Origin of the sequence: Loktanella sp. S4079 (assembly GCF_000967725.1) — a bacterium.
Classification (GTDB): Bacteria; Pseudomonadota; Alphaproteobacteria; order Rhodobacterales; family Rhodobacteraceae; genus Yoonia.
Map to the genome: position 1 here is coordinate 673,093 of NZ_JXYE01000002.1, position 17,220 is coordinate 690,312.

General features: G+C 53.7%; 18 protein-coding genes. 11 read left to right on the top strand and 7 right to left on the bottom strand.

Annotation, left to right across the window (positions count from 1 at the left end; all coding sequences use genetic code 11):
• The 7 genes from rseP to lpxB all read left to right on the top strand — a co-directional run bounded on the left by rseP (position 1) and on the right by lpxB (position 7,431).
• Positions 1-1,329 carry an RIP metalloprotease RseP gene (gene rseP, locus TW80_RS04500; protein ID WP_045996112.1) on the top strand — a complete coding sequence of 443 codons (1,329 nt, stop codon included), beginning with the start codon at positions 1-3 and terminating at the stop codon, positions 1,327-1,329.
• Positions 1,330-1,403: 74 nt separating this feature from the next.
• Positions 1,404-3,710 (top strand): outer membrane protein assembly factor BamA, encoded by a 2,307-nt coding sequence (bamA, locus tag TW80_RS04505; protein ID WP_045996113.1) that lies wholly within the window; start codon positions 1,404-1,406, stop codon positions 3,708-3,710.
• Complete coding sequence (locus TW80_RS04510; RefSeq protein ID WP_045996114.1) at positions 3,711-4,232, top strand: OmpH family outer membrane protein; 522 nt, start codon at positions 3,711-3,713, stop codon at positions 4,230-4,232.
• 67 nt (positions 4,233-4,299) lie between these two features.
• Positions 4,300-4,764: a 3-hydroxyacyl-ACP dehydratase FabZ gene (gene fabZ, locus TW80_RS04515; protein ID WP_045996115.1), complete on the top strand. Its 465-nt coding sequence runs from the start codon at positions 4,300-4,302 to the stop codon at positions 4,762-4,764.
• Positions 4,761-5,543 carry an acyl-ACP--UDP-N-acetylglucosamine O-acyltransferase gene (lpxA, locus tag TW80_RS04520; protein ID WP_045996116.1) on the top strand — a complete coding sequence of 261 codons (783 nt, stop codon included), beginning with the start codon at positions 4,761-4,763 and terminating at the stop codon, positions 5,541-5,543. The genes fabZ and lpxA overlap by 4 nt, the downstream gene beginning before the upstream one ends.
• Positions 5,543-6,319 (top strand): LpxI family protein, encoded by a 777-nt coding sequence (locus TW80_RS04525; protein WP_045996117.1) that lies wholly within the window; start codon positions 5,543-5,545, stop codon positions 6,317-6,319. Before lpxA ends, TW80_RS04525 begins: the two co-directional genes overlap by 1 nt.
• Positions 6,316-7,431: a lipid-A-disaccharide synthase gene (lpxB, locus tag TW80_RS04530; RefSeq protein ID WP_045997015.1), complete on the top strand. Its 1,116-nt coding sequence runs from the start codon at positions 6,316-6,318 to the stop codon at positions 7,429-7,431. The genes TW80_RS04525 and lpxB overlap by 4 nt, the downstream gene beginning before the upstream one ends.
• A 73-nt stretch (positions 7,432-7,504) precedes the next feature.
• On the opposite strand, the gene TW80_RS04535 is transcribed toward lpxB, so the two are convergent.
• The 4 genes from TW80_RS04535 to guaA all read right to left on the bottom strand — a co-directional run bounded on the left by TW80_RS04535 (position 7,505) and on the right by guaA (position 11,497).
• The gene (locus tag TW80_RS04535; protein WP_045996118.1) at positions 7,505-8,590 is read right to left on the bottom strand and encodes an OmpP1/FadL family transporter; all 1,086 of its coding nucleotides are present in this window, start codon (positions 8,588-8,590) and stop codon (positions 7,505-7,507) included.
• Between the two features lie 157 nt (positions 8,591-8,747).
• Positions 8,748-9,611 carry a DMT family transporter gene (locus tag TW80_RS04540; protein WP_045997016.1) on the bottom strand — a complete coding sequence of 288 codons (864 nt, stop codon included), beginning with the start codon at positions 9,609-9,611 and terminating at the stop codon, positions 8,748-8,750.
• Positions 9,612-9,650: 39 nt separating this feature from the next.
• On the bottom strand, positions 9,651-9,938 hold the full coding sequence (locus TW80_RS04545) for a putative quinol monooxygenase (RefSeq protein WP_045996119.1): 288 nt from the start codon (positions 9,936-9,938) through the stop codon (positions 9,651-9,653).
• Entirely contained in the window at positions 9,938-11,497 is a 1,560-nt protein-coding gene (guaA, locus tag TW80_RS04550) for a glutamine-hydrolyzing GMP synthase (RefSeq protein ID WP_045996120.1), read from the bottom strand. Before guaA ends, TW80_RS04545 begins: the two co-directional genes overlap by 1 nt.
• Before the next feature lie 207 nt (positions 11,498-11,704).
• On the opposite strand from guaA, the gene TW80_RS04555 reads away from it, so the two are divergent.
• Positions 11,705-13,255 (top strand): trimethylamine methyltransferase family protein, encoded by a 1,551-nt coding sequence (locus tag TW80_RS04555; protein ID WP_045996121.1) that lies wholly within the window; start codon positions 11,705-11,707, stop codon positions 13,253-13,255.
• A 6-nt stretch (positions 13,256-13,261) separates the two neighbouring features.
• On the opposite strand, the gene TW80_RS04560 is transcribed toward TW80_RS04555, so the two are convergent.
• Positions 13,262-13,558, bottom strand: coding sequence for a DUF6477 family protein (locus tag TW80_RS04560; RefSeq protein WP_045996122.1), 297 nt, complete (start codon positions 13,556-13,558; stop codon positions 13,262-13,264).
• A gap of 246 nt (positions 13,559-13,804) precedes the next feature.
• On the opposite strand from TW80_RS04560, the gene TW80_RS04565 reads away from it, so the two are divergent.
• A complete protein-coding gene (locus tag TW80_RS04565) occupies positions 13,805-14,899 on the top strand; it encodes a DUF6456 domain-containing protein (protein WP_045996123.1) in 1,095 nt (364 codons plus the stop codon).
• Between the two features lie 105 nt (positions 14,900-15,004).
• The gene (gene lipA / locus TW80_RS04570; protein WP_045996124.1) at positions 15,005-15,964 is read left to right on the top strand and encodes a lipoyl synthase; all 960 of its coding nucleotides are present in this window, start codon (positions 15,005-15,007) and stop codon (positions 15,962-15,964) included.
• Here the strand turns inward: lipA and TW80_RS04575 are convergent, their stop codons facing one another.
• Both TW80_RS04575 and hpt read right to left on the bottom strand, forming a co-directional pair.
• Complete coding sequence (locus TW80_RS04575; RefSeq protein WP_045996125.1) at positions 15,965-16,150, bottom strand: hypothetical protein; 186 nt, start codon at positions 16,148-16,150, stop codon at positions 15,965-15,967. It abuts the gene before it with no gap.
• On the bottom strand, positions 16,147-16,692 hold the full coding sequence (gene hpt, locus TW80_RS04580; protein ID WP_045996126.1) for a hypoxanthine phosphoribosyltransferase: 546 nt from the start codon (positions 16,690-16,692) through the stop codon (positions 16,147-16,149). The genes TW80_RS04575 and hpt overlap by 4 nt, the downstream gene beginning before the upstream one ends.
• A gap of 84 nt (positions 16,693-16,776) precedes the next feature.
• Between hpt and TW80_RS04585 the strand changes: the two genes are divergently transcribed.
• Complete coding sequence (locus TW80_RS04585) at positions 16,777-17,220, top strand: type II toxin-antitoxin system RatA family toxin (RefSeq protein WP_045996127.1); 444 nt, start codon at positions 16,777-16,779, stop codon at positions 17,218-17,220.

Genomic DNA, 17,220 nt, shown 5'->3' on the forward strand with positions numbered 1-17,220 from the left:
ATGAACCAGATTGTCCCGCTTTTTGGGAATGTCGCCTTTGCGATTGCTGCATTTGTTGTAGCGCTTTCGATTATCGTGACGGTTCATGAATATGGCCACTATATTGTTGGCCGCTGGAGCGGAATTCACGCGGACGTTTTCTCGGTCGGCTTTGGTCCTGTTTTGATCAGCCGGGTCGATAAGCGTGCAACGCGCTGGCAAATCGCTGCACTGCCTCTGGGGGGGTATGTTAAGTTTCTGGGTGATGCCAATGCCGCAAGTGTCGGATCAGAGGATGTCGCCCCGGATATTGATCCACGCAAAACGATGGAAGGTGCCCCGCTTTGGGCGCGCGCTGCGACCGTTCTCGCGGGGCCGGTATTTAATTTTGTATTGGCGATCCTCGTCTTTGCCGGTTCTGCGATGGTGCAGGGGCAGTCGGTTGATCCGCTGACATTTGATCATGCCAAACCTTTACCTGACAGCTATCAAAACGACTTATTGCCGGGTGACGTGATGCTGGCGGTGGATGGCCACCAGTTCGATGATGCGACGCGAACAGAACGGCTGATTGACCTTTTGCCCGTAGAACAGTCGCTCGAGTATACAGTCTTGCGTGATGGCGTTGAGATGACAGTGATGGGGCCATATTTGATGCCATCGCTGATTGGTCAGGTCATTCCCCGCAGTGCGGCTGATGAATCCGGAGTATTAAGCGGGGATGTCGTCCAGTCCGTGGATGATACACCCATTTTCTCCTTCATGCAGCTGCAAGACGTCGTCACCCAAGCTGCGGGTGAACCAGTCACTTTGTCCTTGTGGAACGAAGGAGAAACGCGCGAGGTGACCTTGGCTGCGCGCGTCACAGATCAGCCATTGCCAGAGGGCGGTTTTGAAACCAAATATATGATTGGTGTGACAAGCAGCTTTTTCTTTGAGCCGCTGACAGAACGTGTCAGCCCAATCAGCGCATTGGGATTTGGGGTACAGAGCGTCTGGCGGTCAGTCACGACGACCTTGTCGGGGATGAAGCACATGGTACTCGGGAATATCTCGACCTGTAGTTTGTCCGGGCCGGTCGGTATTGCAGAAACCAGCGCGTCCATGGCACGCAAGGGCGTGCATAGCTTTGTATGGCTGATTGGCGCGCTTTCCGCAGCAGTTGGGTTGGTGAACTTGTTGCCGATTCCTGTGTTGGATGGCGGGCATCTCGTGCTCTATGCCTATGAGGGTGTTGCACGTCGCAAGCCCTCTGAACGGGCGATACAGGTCTTTATGTTTATCGGGTTGGCGATCATATTGACTGCGATCCCCTTTACAATCTTGAACGACACAGTGCTGTGCCCATAGGGGCCTATGTCATTTTGACATGTGCAACTATTCCGGCTAGTTCAATAAACAGCAGATAAAAACAGGCGGACAAAATGTATAAATTTGTGGGGCGCCTTGTGGCGCAAAAAGGTTCGGCCGCGTGCCGCATTGGTGCCGTTGCGCTTATTACGTCATTATCGACTGGTGCAGTTTCGGCCCAAGGATTTATTGTTAACGACGTTTCAATTGACGGCAATTTACGTGTCGCTGACGGAACTATTCTGACTTATGCGGGAATTTCACCCGGTGATTCATTGAGCACGGGCGCGCTGAACGATGCGGCCCAGAAAATTCGGGCCTCTGGACTTTTTGAAAGCGTCGAAGTTGTCCCAACGGGTGGCACTTTGGTTATTCGAGTGGTTGAATATCCGACAATCAACCGGATCAACATTGAGGGCAATGCCCGTTTGCGTGATAGCGATCTGATGCAAGTCGTTCAGTCCGAACCGCGCCGCGTGTACAACCCGACACAGGCCGAGGCAGATACGGCAGCGATCACCGAAGCCTACGCTCAGCAAGGTCGGATCAACGCTACAGTCACGCCAAGCATTATTCCATTGTCTGACAATCGCGTCGATTTGGTCTTTGTCGTTACCGAATCTGCCGTGACAGAGATCGAGCGGATATCATTCTTGGGCAACCGCACCTATTCTGAATCGCGCTTGCGCCGTGTGCTCGAGACAAAACAGGCGGGGGCGCTGCGCGCGCTAATTCGCCGTGATACCTATTCGCCCGACCGTGTCGCTGCTGACCGTGAGTTGTTGACGGATTTCTATAACTCACGCGGCTATCCAGATTTCGTCGTGCAAAACGTTGATGTCGCACTGACACGTGAACGTGATGCCTATTTGGTAACCTACAACATGCGCGAAGGTCAGAAATTTGACTTTGGACGTGTCACAGTCACCAGTGAAATCGAGGGGCTTGATCCAACGCCCTATCAAAACGCAATTCGTGTGCGGTCTGGCGCAACATATTCGCCAGTGCCGATCGAGACGGATATCACGCGTATCGAACGTTTGGCTGTCAATCGTGGTGTGAACTTCTTGCAAGTTGAACCGCGCATCACCCGTAACCCGCGTGATTTGACGCTTGATCTGAACTACGTGCTGACCCGTGGCCCACGTATTTTTGTTGAACGGATCGATATCGAAGGAAACGGCACAACGCTTGACCGCGTGATCCGTAACCGTGTCGAAGTTGTCGAAGGCGATCCCTTTAACCCGCGCGCAATTCGCGATAGCGCAAGTCGCATTCGCTCATTGGGGTTCTTTCAAAACGTTGACGTGAATGCCCGTCAGGGAACGAGCGAAAATCAAGTCATTGTCGATGTAGATGTCGTTGAGGGGCCAACAGGTAGCCTTAGCTTTGGTGCAAACTACAACACCGACACTGGCGTCGGGTTGGTCGCATCCTACAAGCAGTCGAACTTTCAAGGGCGCGGGCAGCGATTGAACTTTGATCTGTCGACGGCTGAATCAAACCGCCGATTGGCATTTGGGTTTACTGAACCGCAGCTTTTGGGTCGTGACCTACGCCTTGGCATTGATCTGTCCTATGCCACGACAGACAATGAAAATGCGCTCTACGACACTGAGAATCTGCGGTTTAGCCCATCTCTTAGCTTCCCAGTGAGCGAAAACGGTCGTTTGACGGTTCTCTATGCGCTTGAGTATCATGACCTGACAGATGTTTCATCGTCCGCGAGCCAAATCATTCACAACGAAGCAGCAGAAGGTGCAGTTACCACCAATGCTCTTGGCTATACCTATAGCTTTGATACCCGTCGGACTGGATTGAACCCGAATGCTGGCGTTCTTCTTCGCTTTGGGCAAGAATTCGGATTTGGTGACACGCAATTCATCAAATCCACGGCACTTGCTGGCGCCGAGGCTAAGATCCTGAACGAAGAAGTGACATTGCGCGCAACGCTTGAGGGTGGTTATCTGAGCTACCAAGAGGGCAGCAGCCGTGTGACCGACCGCTTCTTTATGGGCAGCCGTGTGATGCGTGGATTCGAGGCCGGCGGAATCGGGCCGCGTGATGATGCAACAGATGATGCCTTGGGCGGAAACGCCTTTGCGGTGCTGCGTCTGGAAACCGAATTTCCGCTTGGGTTGCCCAGCGAATACGGTCTGTCAGGCGGTGCGTTTATCGACTACGGATCAGTCTGGGAAGTGGGAGAGACCTACGGCGAAGCAGTGATCTATGACGAGTTCACGCCACGTGCTGTTGCAGGTGTTTCCTTGTTCTGGACCACGCCAATTGGCCCATTGCGGTTCAACTTTACCGAGGCTTTGGATGCGCAAGAGCGCGACAACACCAAAGCATTCGACGTCACCATTTCGACGAGCTTCTAAATGAAACTGTGGCGCGCCATATTCGTTTGGCTGTGGTTGGTGACGCCTGCCACAGCCCAAGATAGCGGGCCACAGATCCTGATCATTGATAGTGATCGGATCTATTATGAAACACTCTATGGGCGGCGGATCGCAGCCGAATTGAATGCGGCCATCGAAGAGGTCCAAGAAGAAAACGACCAAATCGTTGCGACCCTGACAGAGGAAGAGCGTAGCTTGACCCAGCGTCGGCCCGATATGGATCCGGTCGATTTTCGAGCCGAAGCGGATGCCTTTGACGACAAAGTTGAAGAAGTTCGTCGTGTGCGGGCCGCCAAGAATATTGAGCTACAAACGCGTGACGCAGAACAACGATCCGAATTTGAGGATCGTGTGCAGGGCATCATCGCGAATGTCATGATTGAACGGAATGCGGTCATCGTAATGGAACAGCGCAATGTCGTGATGTCCGTGCGTGCGGCCAATATTACCGATGACGTTATTGTGCGTGTTGACGCCGAATTGGGTGACGGCACGCGCTAGCCCACGCTTGCCCGTCGGGCATTCCCTTGCTACTCAGTTCAGCAGCAATAACAAGGAATACCAACCGATGTCCGAAACTGTCACCGAAGCCGACATTCAACTCATTCAAAAAATTCTGCCGCATCGGTATCCGTTCTTGCTGGTTGACAAGGTGCACAGCATCAACGGCACCCAATCTGCTGTTGGGATCAAAAACGTCACGATGAATGAGCCACATTTTCAAGGCCATTTTCCCGGCAATCCGATTATGCCTGGGGTGACAATTGTCGAAGCCATGGCGCAGACGACTGCAGTCATGGTCGGTGCGACTTTGGGTCTGACAGACGGAAACCTTTTGGTTTATTTTATGGCGATTGACGCGTGCAAATTCCGCCGCAAAGTCGTGCCCGGTGATGTGCTGGAAATGCATGTGGAAACCACGCGCGGTAAGCCCGGTGGAAAGGTCTGGAAGTTCAAAGGCGTTGCAACCGTTGACGGTGAAATGGCGGCCGAGGCCGAGTTCACCGCGATGATGGACCTGCCAAAAGAATGAGCACGATTCACCCTTCGGCAATTATTGCACCGGGTGCAAAGATAGGGGCGGATTGTTCCATCGGCCCTTTTTGCGTGATCGGGGAAAATGTGGTCCTTGGTGATCGGGTGACATTGAAAAGTCACGTCGTCATCGAGGGCGATACCCATATCGGCGAAGATACGGTCGTCTTTCCTTTTGCAGTGATTGGCGAGATACCTCAGGATCTCAAGTTCGCGGGTGAACATACCCGTCTGCGGATTGGGGCGCGTAACCGCATTCGCGAGCATGTCACAATGAATTCTGGCACAGCGCAGGGCGGCGGTGAAACCCGTATTGGCGACGATGGCCTGTTTATGGCCGGTTGCCATATTGCCCATGATGCGCAAATTGGCGATCGCGTAATTGTCGTGAATTCTTCGGCTGTTGCAGGGCATTGCATTATCGAAGATGACGTGATCATCGGCGGCCTTAGCGGTGTTCATCAATGGGTTCGCATTGGCAAAGGTGCGATCATCGGCGCCGTAACAATGGTGACAAATGATGTCGTTCCACATGGTCTGGTACAGGGGCCGCGCGGTGTTCTGGATGGTCTGAACCTTGTTGGATTGAAACGCAAAGGCGTAGCGCGCGCTGATATTACCGCACTTCGTGCTGCGTTTCAGATGCTCAAGGATGGCGAAGGAACGTTCCAAGATCGCGCACGCCGCTTAGGTGACGAAAGCGATAGTGATTACGTCCAGCAGATGGTTGCCTTTATTCTGGGCGACACTGATCGTAACTTCTTAACACCGGGCTGATGCTAGCGTTGATTGCAGGGACGGGTGATCTGCCTCCCGCGCTTGTGGCCCGCCTGCCAGAGCGACCGTTGATTTGCGCAATGCGCGGGTTTGAACCCAGTATCGCACCAGATATCACATTTCGGATGGAGCATCTGGGTAGTTTTCTGGCGACGCTGAAGTCACGCGGAGTGACGCAGATTTGTATGGCCGGGGCGGTGCGCAGGCCGCAGATTGACCCTGCTCAAATTGATGCAGCGACCATGCCTTTGGTTCCAAAGGTACAGGCCGCTTTGACCCAAGGTGACGATGGGGCACTGCGTATCATCATCACAATCCTTGAAGAACACGGGTTCGAGGTCATGGCGGCCCATGATGTGGCCCGTGATCTCTTGCCGCGGGCTGGCGTGTTGACCAAAAAAGGTCCAGCATCAAGCCATACGGTGGATGCCTTTACTGGTGAGGCTTGCGTTGCTGAAATGGGACAGGCCGATACCGGGCAGGCCTGCGTCATTCGTGATGGTCAGGTCGCCCTACGCGAAGATGCGAATGGGACGGACGCCATGTTGGGCCGCGTCGTTGGTGACGGTGGGGTTTTGTTTAAGGCGCCAAAACCAAATCAAGATCGGCGCGCAGATCTGCCGCTGATTGGACCTGCGACTGCGAAAGCGGCCAAGGGACTGGATGGTATCGTGATCGAGGCGGGCGGAGTGATGGTATTGGATCTACCCGCAGTCCGCCGCATACTCGATGCGCAAGGTATGTTTCTTTGGGTGCGACCAAGGGGTGGGGCGTGAAAGTCTTTTTGATTGCAGGAGAAGCCTCTGGCGATAAGTTGGGCGGCGCTTTGATGGCTGGTCTCAAAGAGTTGCAGCCAGAGGTCAGCTTTGACGGTGTTGGCGGCCCTTTGATGCAAGCTGAGGGTCTGACAAGTCGCTTCCCCATGGAAGAACTGAGCGTTATGGGGCTTGCGGAAATCTTGCCCAAATATCGCGCGCTCAAGGCGCGCATTCGCGAGATGGCACATGCGATCATCGAAACTCAGCCAGATGTACTGATCACAATTGATAGTCCGGACTTTTGTTTGCGCGTGGCCAAGATCGTCAAGGAGCGCAGCAATATTAGAACCGTCCACTACGTCGCCCCAACTGTTTGGGCGTGGCGCAAAGGGCGTGCGGCCAAGATGGCGCGTTATATTGATCACGTCTTGGCGTTGTTCCCGTTTGAGCCGCCCTTGATGCAATCTGCTGGTATGCGCTGTGATTTTGTCGGGCACCCGGTGGTGGATGAACCCGTCGCAACAGACGCCGAGGCCGCGCAGTTAGGGCAGGGCAAAGTGGTGTTGGTCCTGCCGGGCAGCCGCAAGGGAGAGGTGAACAGGCTCGCAGATCGGTTTGGTATGGCCGTGCAGCAGATTGCAGCGCGCTACCCAGAGGCCAGTTTTGTCATTCCAACCACACGTGGGGTGCATGACTTGGTTTGCGAAAAAGTGGCCGACTGGGCGACCCCAGTCACCGTATTGCCTGCTGACAGTGCTGACAAACGGGCGTGGTTCAAGCGGGCAGATGTGGCGCTCGCTGCTTCAGGGACAGTGTCATTGGAACTGGCAGCCAATGCGACACCAATGGTGATCGCCTACGATATGGCGTGGCTCAGCCGTGTGATTATCAGCAGGATGCTCTTGGTGGATACGGTGACATTGGTCAATCTGGTGTCAGACACGCGCACCATCCCAGAGTTTATCGGCAAAAACTGTATTCCATCAGATATTGCGAATGCCGTCTGTGAAGTACTCGCTGACCCGACTGCACAGTACGAGGCGATGGAGATCACGATGGAGCGTCTCGGTCGTGGCGGCGAAAACCCGGGACTGCGCGCAGCGCGCGCTGTGCTGGATGGGTTATGTTAAGCACCAACGCGTAACGTAAACACAAAAAGCCCCGCAAGTTTTGCGGGGCTTTCTATTCGTGAGATTGGTTTCTTTAGAAACTATAGCCGATTGTCAGACCAACGCCGATCGCGGAGTTGTCTTTAAACTCGACACCAGAAGCGTCGGTTGCATCACCAAGCATCGCGTATTCGATTCCGCCAGTGAACTCGACGCCATTGGTAGTATAGCTGCCTCCAAGACCAATACTGGTTGAACCATCCGTTGGTGAGAGGCGCGAGGCAGCACCGCCGTTTTCCTCTTCATAGGTAATGCGACCGAATACGGACAGATCGTCGTTAATACGGCGACCCAGACCAATCCGGTAGGTGAACACGTCATCGTCGATACCCGTCACGCGGTCACCTGCGGCACCTTCGTAGTATGCAGGGCGTACTTCCCATACTGACCACTCGGACCAGCGAACGGAACCGAACAAGAGTGTGTCAACGGCGATACCAGATTGGAAGTCGAGCGTAACAGCCTGCGGCATCTCAATGTCTGTTGTGCTTTCTAGAGCGGTAGAGCCATTTACGGACTCTGTGGTGTCAAAGTCATGTGTAACACCACTTTCGTATGTCAAAGCGACGCGCAGAGCGATCTCAGGGCGCTCATAGGCTGCGCCAACGATATAGCCCAGTTGCGTGTTTTTCTCGGTTTCAGCTGAATATTCTGCGCCACCAAATAGTGCGGGCGGAATAGTGATCGTGGCTTCGGACTGAACCGCGCGCACACCCGCATAGACAGAGACGGCTTCAGAAGTCTGATACTTACCGACGACGGCAAGCTGTGTGCTGTTCCATTCGGCAGCAAGGCCGGCGTAAGGGCCGTCAGTGTAGTTCGCATCCGCACCGTACGGTTGATTCAACATTACGGCGACATCCACGTCTGCGCTGATAGCATATTTCAGTGCAACACCAGCGCTGAAATAGCTTTCTGCCATGTTTTCCGTCGAACCACCACCAAAGGCGGCTGGATAGTCACCGGATACGTCAGGCGACGCCGAGCTGAAAGAAAGCTGGACGTAGTTGCCTTCTTCAAACAGTACCGAATATGGGTTGCCCGTGCGGTCAATCCCTCCCGCGTTTACGATGCTGGTCGTGAGCAGCAGTGCTGCTCCTGCTGTGAATACGTTTTTCATGTCCTCATCCCTGTCATGAATCTCCTCGTGGATTGACCCTAAGGAGTGGGTTAGCTTTGCGTCAATTCTTGACGCTGCGTCATGCGGCTCTCGTAAATGCTGCGTTCTAAATTTGCAATAAACTGAACAGTTTAGTTGTCGAATTTATCGCGCAACCTCATTTGGTGTTTGGGGCCGAGTACATGATATTGAGGTAATTCGCCGCAAAGATAAAGACTGCTCCAGCAAATATCGAGAGTTGAATCTGCTCATGGAATACAATCATGCCGACAATCGCGATAGTTGGCAGGCGCACGAAATCCATGGGCATGACGATGCTCGCTGGCGCAAGGCTAAGCGCGCGGGTCAGGCAAAAATGAGCAAAGAGACCCGCAAAACCGATGAGGATAATCATTGGCGCGGTCTGCACAGACGGAACGGTGATGTCGCCATCGTAACCCGCACAGATCAAACCAAAAATCGCTTGCATCGTCGTGAGATAAAACATGATGGATGTGATCGGTTGCGTGATGGTGAGTTTGCGCGTGAAAATGGCCGTGAGCGCGAAAAAGATGGCGCAGGTGGCTCCGGCGACCAGCCCCGGACTAAGCGTGGCCGTATCAGGGCGCGTGACGATCAATACGCCGATAAAGCCAAGGCTTGCGCTCATGATGCCAACCAGCGTCATACGTTCGCGCAGCACGAGAGGTGAGAGTAGCAACACCCAAATCGGTGTTGTGAACTCAAGTGCAAAGACTTGGGCCAGTGGGATGCTTGCAATAGCAAAAAACCACAGGTTTTGACCGGTAAAATGGAATAAGTTCCGAAGGAAGTGCAGGCCGATCCGATCTGACTTGATCTGACGGAATGTGCCGAAATACCAAGCGCCAAGAACGACAACGACAATCCCGGTCAGGCTCCGAAAGAGCATGATTTCAAACGTGTCGAGTTCAAAGCTGACCGCACGACCGGCGATTGCCATGCTGGTGAAAGAAACGATCGCGCCGAGCATCCAGAGCCCGGCTTGTAATGTAGTATTCATGGCATCAGTTGCACCCGAGGCCATAAAAATTGCAAGCGATTAAAGCGTCTCTTTATGAAAGTCGCGGTCAAGGTCCGCGCTTGCAGCGCCCCAACGGCGTTGTGCGCCTTTGCGTTGGTGGGCGTCAAAGGCGCAGGCGTCGATAAAGAGTTCGCTAACGTGAAAAAGTTCTGGGGTTTCAGCGTCTTGCGTGACGTCGAAATGAAGGCAGCCCGGCTCTTTACGCGTCAGAATGATGTGTTCTTCCAAGAGGGGGACCAACTCTTCGAGTTGATCCATCGGAATAACAATCGTTCCGGTGAGGCGTATATTGCCAGGCTTACCCATTATTCCCATTCAATCGTTCCCGGTGGTTTTGACGTGATGTCATACGTACAGCGGTTGATGCCTTTGACTTCATTAATAATGCGTGTCGCAGTTTCGCCAAGGAATTCGTGGCTAAACGGATAGTAGTCAGCAGTCATCCCATCGACCGAAGTCACCGCACGCAACGCACAGGCATAGTCATAGGTCCGGCCATCGCCCATAACCCCAACCGTGCGTACCGGAAGGATTGCAACAAAGGCCTGCCAGATTTCATCATAAAGCCCATGTTTGCGGATTTGATCAATATAAACTGCATCTGCTTTCCGCAAAATTTCCAGTTTTTCGCGGGTGATCTCGCCAGGGCAACGGATAGCAAGGCCCGGTCCTGGGAAGGGGTGACGCCCAATAAAGCTGGCCGGCAAACCCAGTTCAACGCCAAGTGCGCGGACTTCGTCCTTAAAGAGTTCACGTAGTGGTTCGACTAGTTTCAAACCCATCTTTTCAGGTAGGCCGCCTACGTTGTGGTGGGATTTAATCGTCACCGAAGGGCCACCAGAGAAAGACACCGATTCAATCACATCCGGATAGAGCGTGCCTTGTGCGAGGAACTCTGCACCTTCGATATCATTGGCGTATTTCTGGAACACATCAATGAATAGCTTACCGATGATTTTCCGTTTGGTTTCGGGGTCAGAAACACCTTCCAATTCGCCCAAGAACAGCTCTGATTCATCAGCGTGAATCACTTTGAGGTTCATGTGATCACGGAACATTGTGACGACTTCTTCGGCTTCGTTCAGGCGCAAAAGACCGTGGTCAACAAAGACACAAGTGAGCTGATCGCCAATTGCCTCATGCAATAGAGCCGCTGCGACTGAGCTATCAACACCACCCGAAAGACCACAGATTACTTGTTTATCGCCGACTTGTTCGCGGATCGCCGCAATCGCCTGATCGCGATATGCGCCCATCGTCCAGTCACCCGTAAAACCAGCCAGCTTTACAAAGTTCTCATACAGCTTTTTGCCGTTTGGCGTGTGGTGAACTTCGGGGTGGAATTGCACGGCATAAAAGTTGCGTGCAACATCCGCCGTAATCGCGAATGGCGCGTTCGGAGACGTGCCGTAAACTTCGAATCCAGGAGCAATTTCAGACACATGGTCGCCATGGCTCATCCAGACTTGTTCTTTATCGTCTGCAAACCAACCATCGAGCAGTGGCAACGTCCCATGGGGTGTAACATAGGCGCGACCGAATTCAGCCGTGCCATGACCTGATTCAACCTTGCCGCCCAGCTGGGTCATCATGGTTTGCTGTCCGTAGCAAATACCAAGGACGGGAACCCCCAAATCGAACAGTGATTGCGGTGCGCGTGGTGATCCTTCGCGTGTAACGCTGTCTGGGCCACCTGACAAAATCACGGCCTTTGGCGCGAATTCTGTCAAGAATGCATCGGTCACCAATTGGTAGGGGTGAATTTCACAGTAGACGTTCAATTCGCGCAGGCGTCGCGCGATCAGCTGCGTAACCTGGCTGCCAAAATCAATAATGAGAAGGCGTTCGTGGGTGCTTTTTTCCATGGCGCTTCGGTAAAGGCAGTCACGTATTTGTGCAAGAGGGGGCAGCCCATTCAAGTGCCGCAATATCCGTGCTGCGGGTCGTTTTTGCATTGGATTTTGGAAATGCGACAGTGAATGTCGTTTTCACGCCGGAAGTGGCGTAAAATTAGCAGGGTGATTCAGGTCACGTTGCTAGAAACAACCAAACACAGTTTCAGAGGACTTCTTATGTCAGATGCACCAGTCAGAACAGGGCGCCGCGGTCGCGGGGGTGGTGGCGCGGCTCGTCGCGCAGAGCGTACAGCAATTAGCATTGAGACGGCGAAGTTCATCGAGCGCAATATCCCCAATTACGAAGTTCTGACCGAAGAAGCGCTCCAAGTGATTGAAGCGAATGCCGAGACGGTCTTGGCTGAGGTCGGCGTGAATTTTGTTGATAACCCTGCTGCACTAGAGCGTTGGCGCGCCGCTGGCGCCGAGATTGACGGCGAGCGCGTGCGCATCCCACGTGGGTTGGCGCGCAAGCTTTGTTCGACGGCGCCGTCGAAATTCACACAGCATGCCCGCAACCCCGAAAGAAACGTAGAGATCGGCGGCAATTCATTGGTGCTGGCCCCGGTGTACGGCCCGCCATTTGTGCGCGATGCCGAAGGTGGCCGCCGCTATGCGACCATTGCGGATTTTGAGAAATTTGTGAAACTGGGCTATATGTCAAAATGGCTGCACCATTCGGGCGGTACAGTCTGTGAACCGACAGACATTGCGGTGAACAAGCGTCACCTCGATATGCTGCTGGCGCATATGGTATATAGTGACAAACCGTTCATGGGCGCAGTCACTGAGCCCGTGCGTGCGCAAGATTCAGTGGAAATGTGCGAAATCTTGTTCGGTAAAGAATTCGTGCAAGAAAACACCGTGATGACATCGCTCATCAATATCAACTCGCCGCTAACGTTTGATAACACCATGATGGGTGCGCTCGAGGTTTATGCACAAAACAATCAGGCTTGTATTATCAGCCCGTTCATCGTCGGTGGTGCGATGGCACCGGTATCGGTGGCTGGTACATTAACGCAAACTTTGGCCGAAGTCTTGGCCGGTGTCGCCTATTCTCAATTGGTGCGTCCGGGCGCGCCTGTGATTTTCGGAACCATGGTGACCTCGATTGATATGAATTCTGGCGCGCCGACCTTTGGCACACCGGAGGCAGAGCACATTACCTATGGGGCAGGGCAGTTGGCCCGCCGTATGGGGTTACCCTATCGTTCGGCCGGTTCGTTCTGTGGTTCCAAACTGCCCGACGCCCAAGCAGGCTATGAAACCGGAAGCAGCCTCAAGATGGGTTTGCTGTCAGGCGTGAACTTTATGTTGCATGCCTGTGGATGGCTCGAGGGGGGGATGGTTGCCTCGTTTGAAAAATTCGTGCTCGACGCAGATCAGTTGGGGACATTGCATCACTTTGCGCGTGGCGTAGACATGTCTGAAAACGGTCAAGCGATGGATGCAATTGCCGAAGTTGGCCCCGGCGGTCACTATTTGGGATGCACCCATACGCAGTCAAATTTCAAAACGGCGTTTTGGCGCACCGATGTGCTCGATTACAAACCGTTTGAAACATGGGACGAAGAGGGTGCGCGTGACACCCAGACCCTCGCGACTGCGCGCGTCAAAAAGATGCTCGATACATATCAGCAACCTGCACTCGACCCAGAGATCGAGGCACGGCTGCGGGCCTATGTCGCCGAGAAAAAAGCAAGCATGCCGGATGCATTTGGCTAAATCTCACTAGAGCAATCGCAGTCGGGTCGCGCGCATCAGCTGCACCTCGCCTGCGATTGCGATCAGCACGTCAACATGGCGGGCAACGCGGTATTCACCGGCGTGATCCAGTCGGTGATTGTTCATCTCATTCTCTATATCAAGCAATCGCATGATCGCCTCTGCGTGACGTGGCAGTTTTTCGACACCCAGAATTCGGCGTAGGTGTATTTCACGGCGATACTCATCGGCGCCAAAACGGGCAGCGCGAGCAAGTAGGCTAGGGCGTTTCAGTCCGCGAATCCGTGTTTCCAAATCAAGCATAATGTTTCCCTTCTCGGTCGATTGCTGAGTCGCTGAAACATGCCACAGCCGGTCCGGGTGTTGCGGAATGGCTATTTGTTAAGAACGCTTTGGTGAGGTTTGTTTATCATTTGGCAAGAATAGTTGACGGGCCAAGTCAGGCGTTAACACTTAGGTAACCAAGCACTCATAGGTTGATTTTTCTATGTGTCACCGCTGTTTACGACCTGCGAAGGCACATCGAAACCTACGAAGAGGACGCGTGACATGACATTACAGAAGGGACCGCTGCGGTCTGAACGGCTTCCGGTTTGGATACCGGACGCCGCGCGTAATTATCTGGCTCACACTCAAAAAGGTCTGTCGATCCGCGCGGTTGCACGGGCAAGCGACTGCCATCCATCGACAGTTCTGCGGCAAGTTCGGCGTTTTGAGGGGCGCCGCGACGATCCGTTAATTGATGCGGCGCTGGACGCGCTCTCGGACAGGGTTTCGTCGATTGATATTGCGAATGAATGGGGAAAATCTGCAATGATCGCGCAACTTAAATGCCAAGAACCACATGAAACCGAAGAACTGACACAGCGTCGGATTGATCAAGAGGCCAAGCGAATCTTGCGGCGTCTTTGTGAACCGGGAGCGATTCTTGCGGTGGCTCGCGAAATGGAATCAGCGGTCGTCGTGCGCGAGGCTGGCAATGCTGATCAGCTCCGAACCGCAGCTGTAGACCGCGAAATCGCGCAGGCCATGGCGCTGAAAGACTGGATCAGCTGCCCTGATCCCGATAGCCGTGTGGCGCGTTATTTCATCACGAATACCGGTCGTGCAGCGCTGCGCCGGTTGATTGCCGAAGACGAAAACCGCGCGCATGGTTTGGGTCACAACCGTGGCAACCCCAAAGCAGAGGCCGCTTGGGATCTTGATGCGATCGAGGGGGGCACGCGCCGCACACGCCGCTACCACGGAACTGAAAGCCCCTTGGTCGGGCTCGCCCGGCGCAAGGATCGGGATGGAAGCCCGTTTTTGGATCGCTCGCTCGTGGCGGTCGGCGAACGGTTACGCGAAGATTTTGAGCTTGCGCAGCTTGGTGGGACGCAAATCAATAGCTGGGACGACATCGCCAATGCCGAAGCCCCGACCGATCCGGCAAGCCAACGGGTCTTTGCTGCGCTATGTGATCTAGGGCCGGGTTTGGGTGATATCGTATTGCGGTGCTGTTGTTTTCTCGAAGGGCTTGAGCAAACAGAAAAGTCGATGGGCTGGTCTGCGCGTTCCGGCAAAATCGTCCTGCGCATCGCGCTTGAGCGATTGCAACGCTACTATGAAACCACGAGCGGGAAGTTCGCGCCGATGATTGGCTGACGCCATTCTATGCATCAGACGCAGTGCAGGCATGTCTTTGGTCAACAAGGTTGGACAATCGTTCTGACCGACGCTAGGTAAAAGCCAGAGCCATCGGAGACCGACATGCCAACACGCGATCTGAAAATTCCGGCGCAACGCCATCCGGAAAAGCAGCGCCGCCCTGACGCGCCGCAGCCCAAAAAACCGGATTGGATTCGGGTGAAAGCACCGACCTCTGAAGGGTACAAACAGACGCGCGACATTATGCGTGAAAACAAATTGGTCACAGTCTGCGAAGAAGCGGGCTGTCCAAACGTTGGCGAATGCTGGTCTCAAGGTCATGCGACCATGATGATTATGGGCGACGTCTGTACCCGCGCCTGTACGTTCTGCAACATCGCGACCGGCAAACCGCCAGAGGCGCTGGATGTTTTTGAACCGGGTCGCGTCGCGGATGCGGTTAAAAAACTGGGCCTCAATCACGTTGTTATTACGTCGGTGGATCGTGACGATGTCGAAGATGGCGGGGCAGAGCATTTTGCCCAGACAATCCGGGCTGTGCGTCGTCAATCTCCTGGTACGACAATTGAAATTCTGACGCCCGATTTTATCCGCTGCAAACCGGAAGTGCTGGAAATCGTGGTCAAAGCGCGCCCTGACGTGTTTAACCATAACCTTGAAACTGTCCCAGGATTGTATCCAGAGGTGCGCCCAGGTGCGCGTTATTTCCATTCATTGCGCTTGCTACAACGGGTCAAGGAAATCGATCCTTCGATGTTCACGAAATCGGGAATCATGGTCGGACTGGGCGAGGACCGTCAGGCCGTCATTCAAGTGATGGAAGATATGCGCGCAGCCGATATCGATTTCTTGACGATTGGCCAATACCTGCAGCCGACCCCAAAACACCACAAAGTGGATCGTTTTGTGACCCCAGAAGAATTCGAATCCTATGAAAAAGCCGCATATGGCAAAGGATTCTTGATGGTCTCTGCGACGCCGTTGACCCGGTCTTCTTATCACGCGGGTGATGATTTCGCGCGTCTGCGCGAGGCCCGCATGAAGAAACTTGGTGCCGTTTGATTAGTTTCGTACGAACCTAGGGCGACCGATCCGATCTGCGCTCAGCCAATCAGGCCATCCGATAAATTTCTCTATCGCAAATAGGATCACACAAAAAACGATAATGCCGACCACCATTTTGAACATTGCTTCGGATGGTGGGCGGGCTGCCCATCGTTTTGCGCGCAAGAGGAAACGGATATTCATGGCTCATCCGTAAATCGAACTTTGCCAATAAAGGGCAGGTTTCGGTTTCGTTGCGCAAAATCAATACCATAGCCGACGACGAATTCATCGGGAATTTCAAATCCAATCAGGTCAGCCTTAAAATCTACCTCGCGACGCGCCGGTTTATCCAAAAGCGCAATTGTGCGCAGCCGGGCAGGGTGACGCGTCTGAAGATATTCAGTGACATGTTTGAGGGTGTGCCCCGTATCAACGATATCTTCGACAACCAGAACATCACGCCCTTCGATTTGGCCGCGCAAATCCTTAAGGATTCGCACCTCGCGGCTGCTCTCCATGCTGTCGCCGTAGGAAGAGGCCTCAAGAAAATCGACTTCGACGGGAAGATCAAATTCGCGCACCAGATCGGCAATAAACACAAATGACCCGCGCAAAAGCCCGACGACGACCAGCTTGTTGGTATCCGCAAATTCGCGCCCGATCTCTCGGGCGAGGTCTTCGATTCGGGCCGCGATTGCCTTGGCGCTGATCATTTCGTCGATTTTATAGGGGCGGTGCGGCATAGTTGGCTCTGGGCTAGAGAAGGGTTGATTTTCTCTGCGCAGTTTACGACATCAGGGCGTGAAGTCACCTGAGAAAGACCACCAATGCCCACCCATTCCGAAACAAAGATCCTGCCGTACTCAGCCAAGCAGATGTACGATCTTGTTGCCGATGTGGGCAATTACCCCAAGTTTCTACCTTGGACCGCCGCCGCACGTGTACGAAGCGTCGATGATCAGGGCGAAAAGCAGGTCATGCTGGCTGATTTGGTGATCTCATTCAAAGTGTTTCGCGAGACTTTTGGGAGCCGCGTGACATTGTGGCAAGAGGCCCAAAAGATCGACACTGAATATCTGGATGGGCCGTTTCGGCATTTGGAAAGTCAGTGGAATTTCAAAGATGTAGAGGGTGGTTGCGAAGTCTCGTTTTACGTGGATTTCGAATTTAAAAACCGCCTACTGCAAGGGGCGGCTGGCGTGTTCTTTAACGAGGCAATGCAAAGAGTCGTGCGGGCATTTGAGCGCCGCGCAGCCGAACTTTACGGCTGA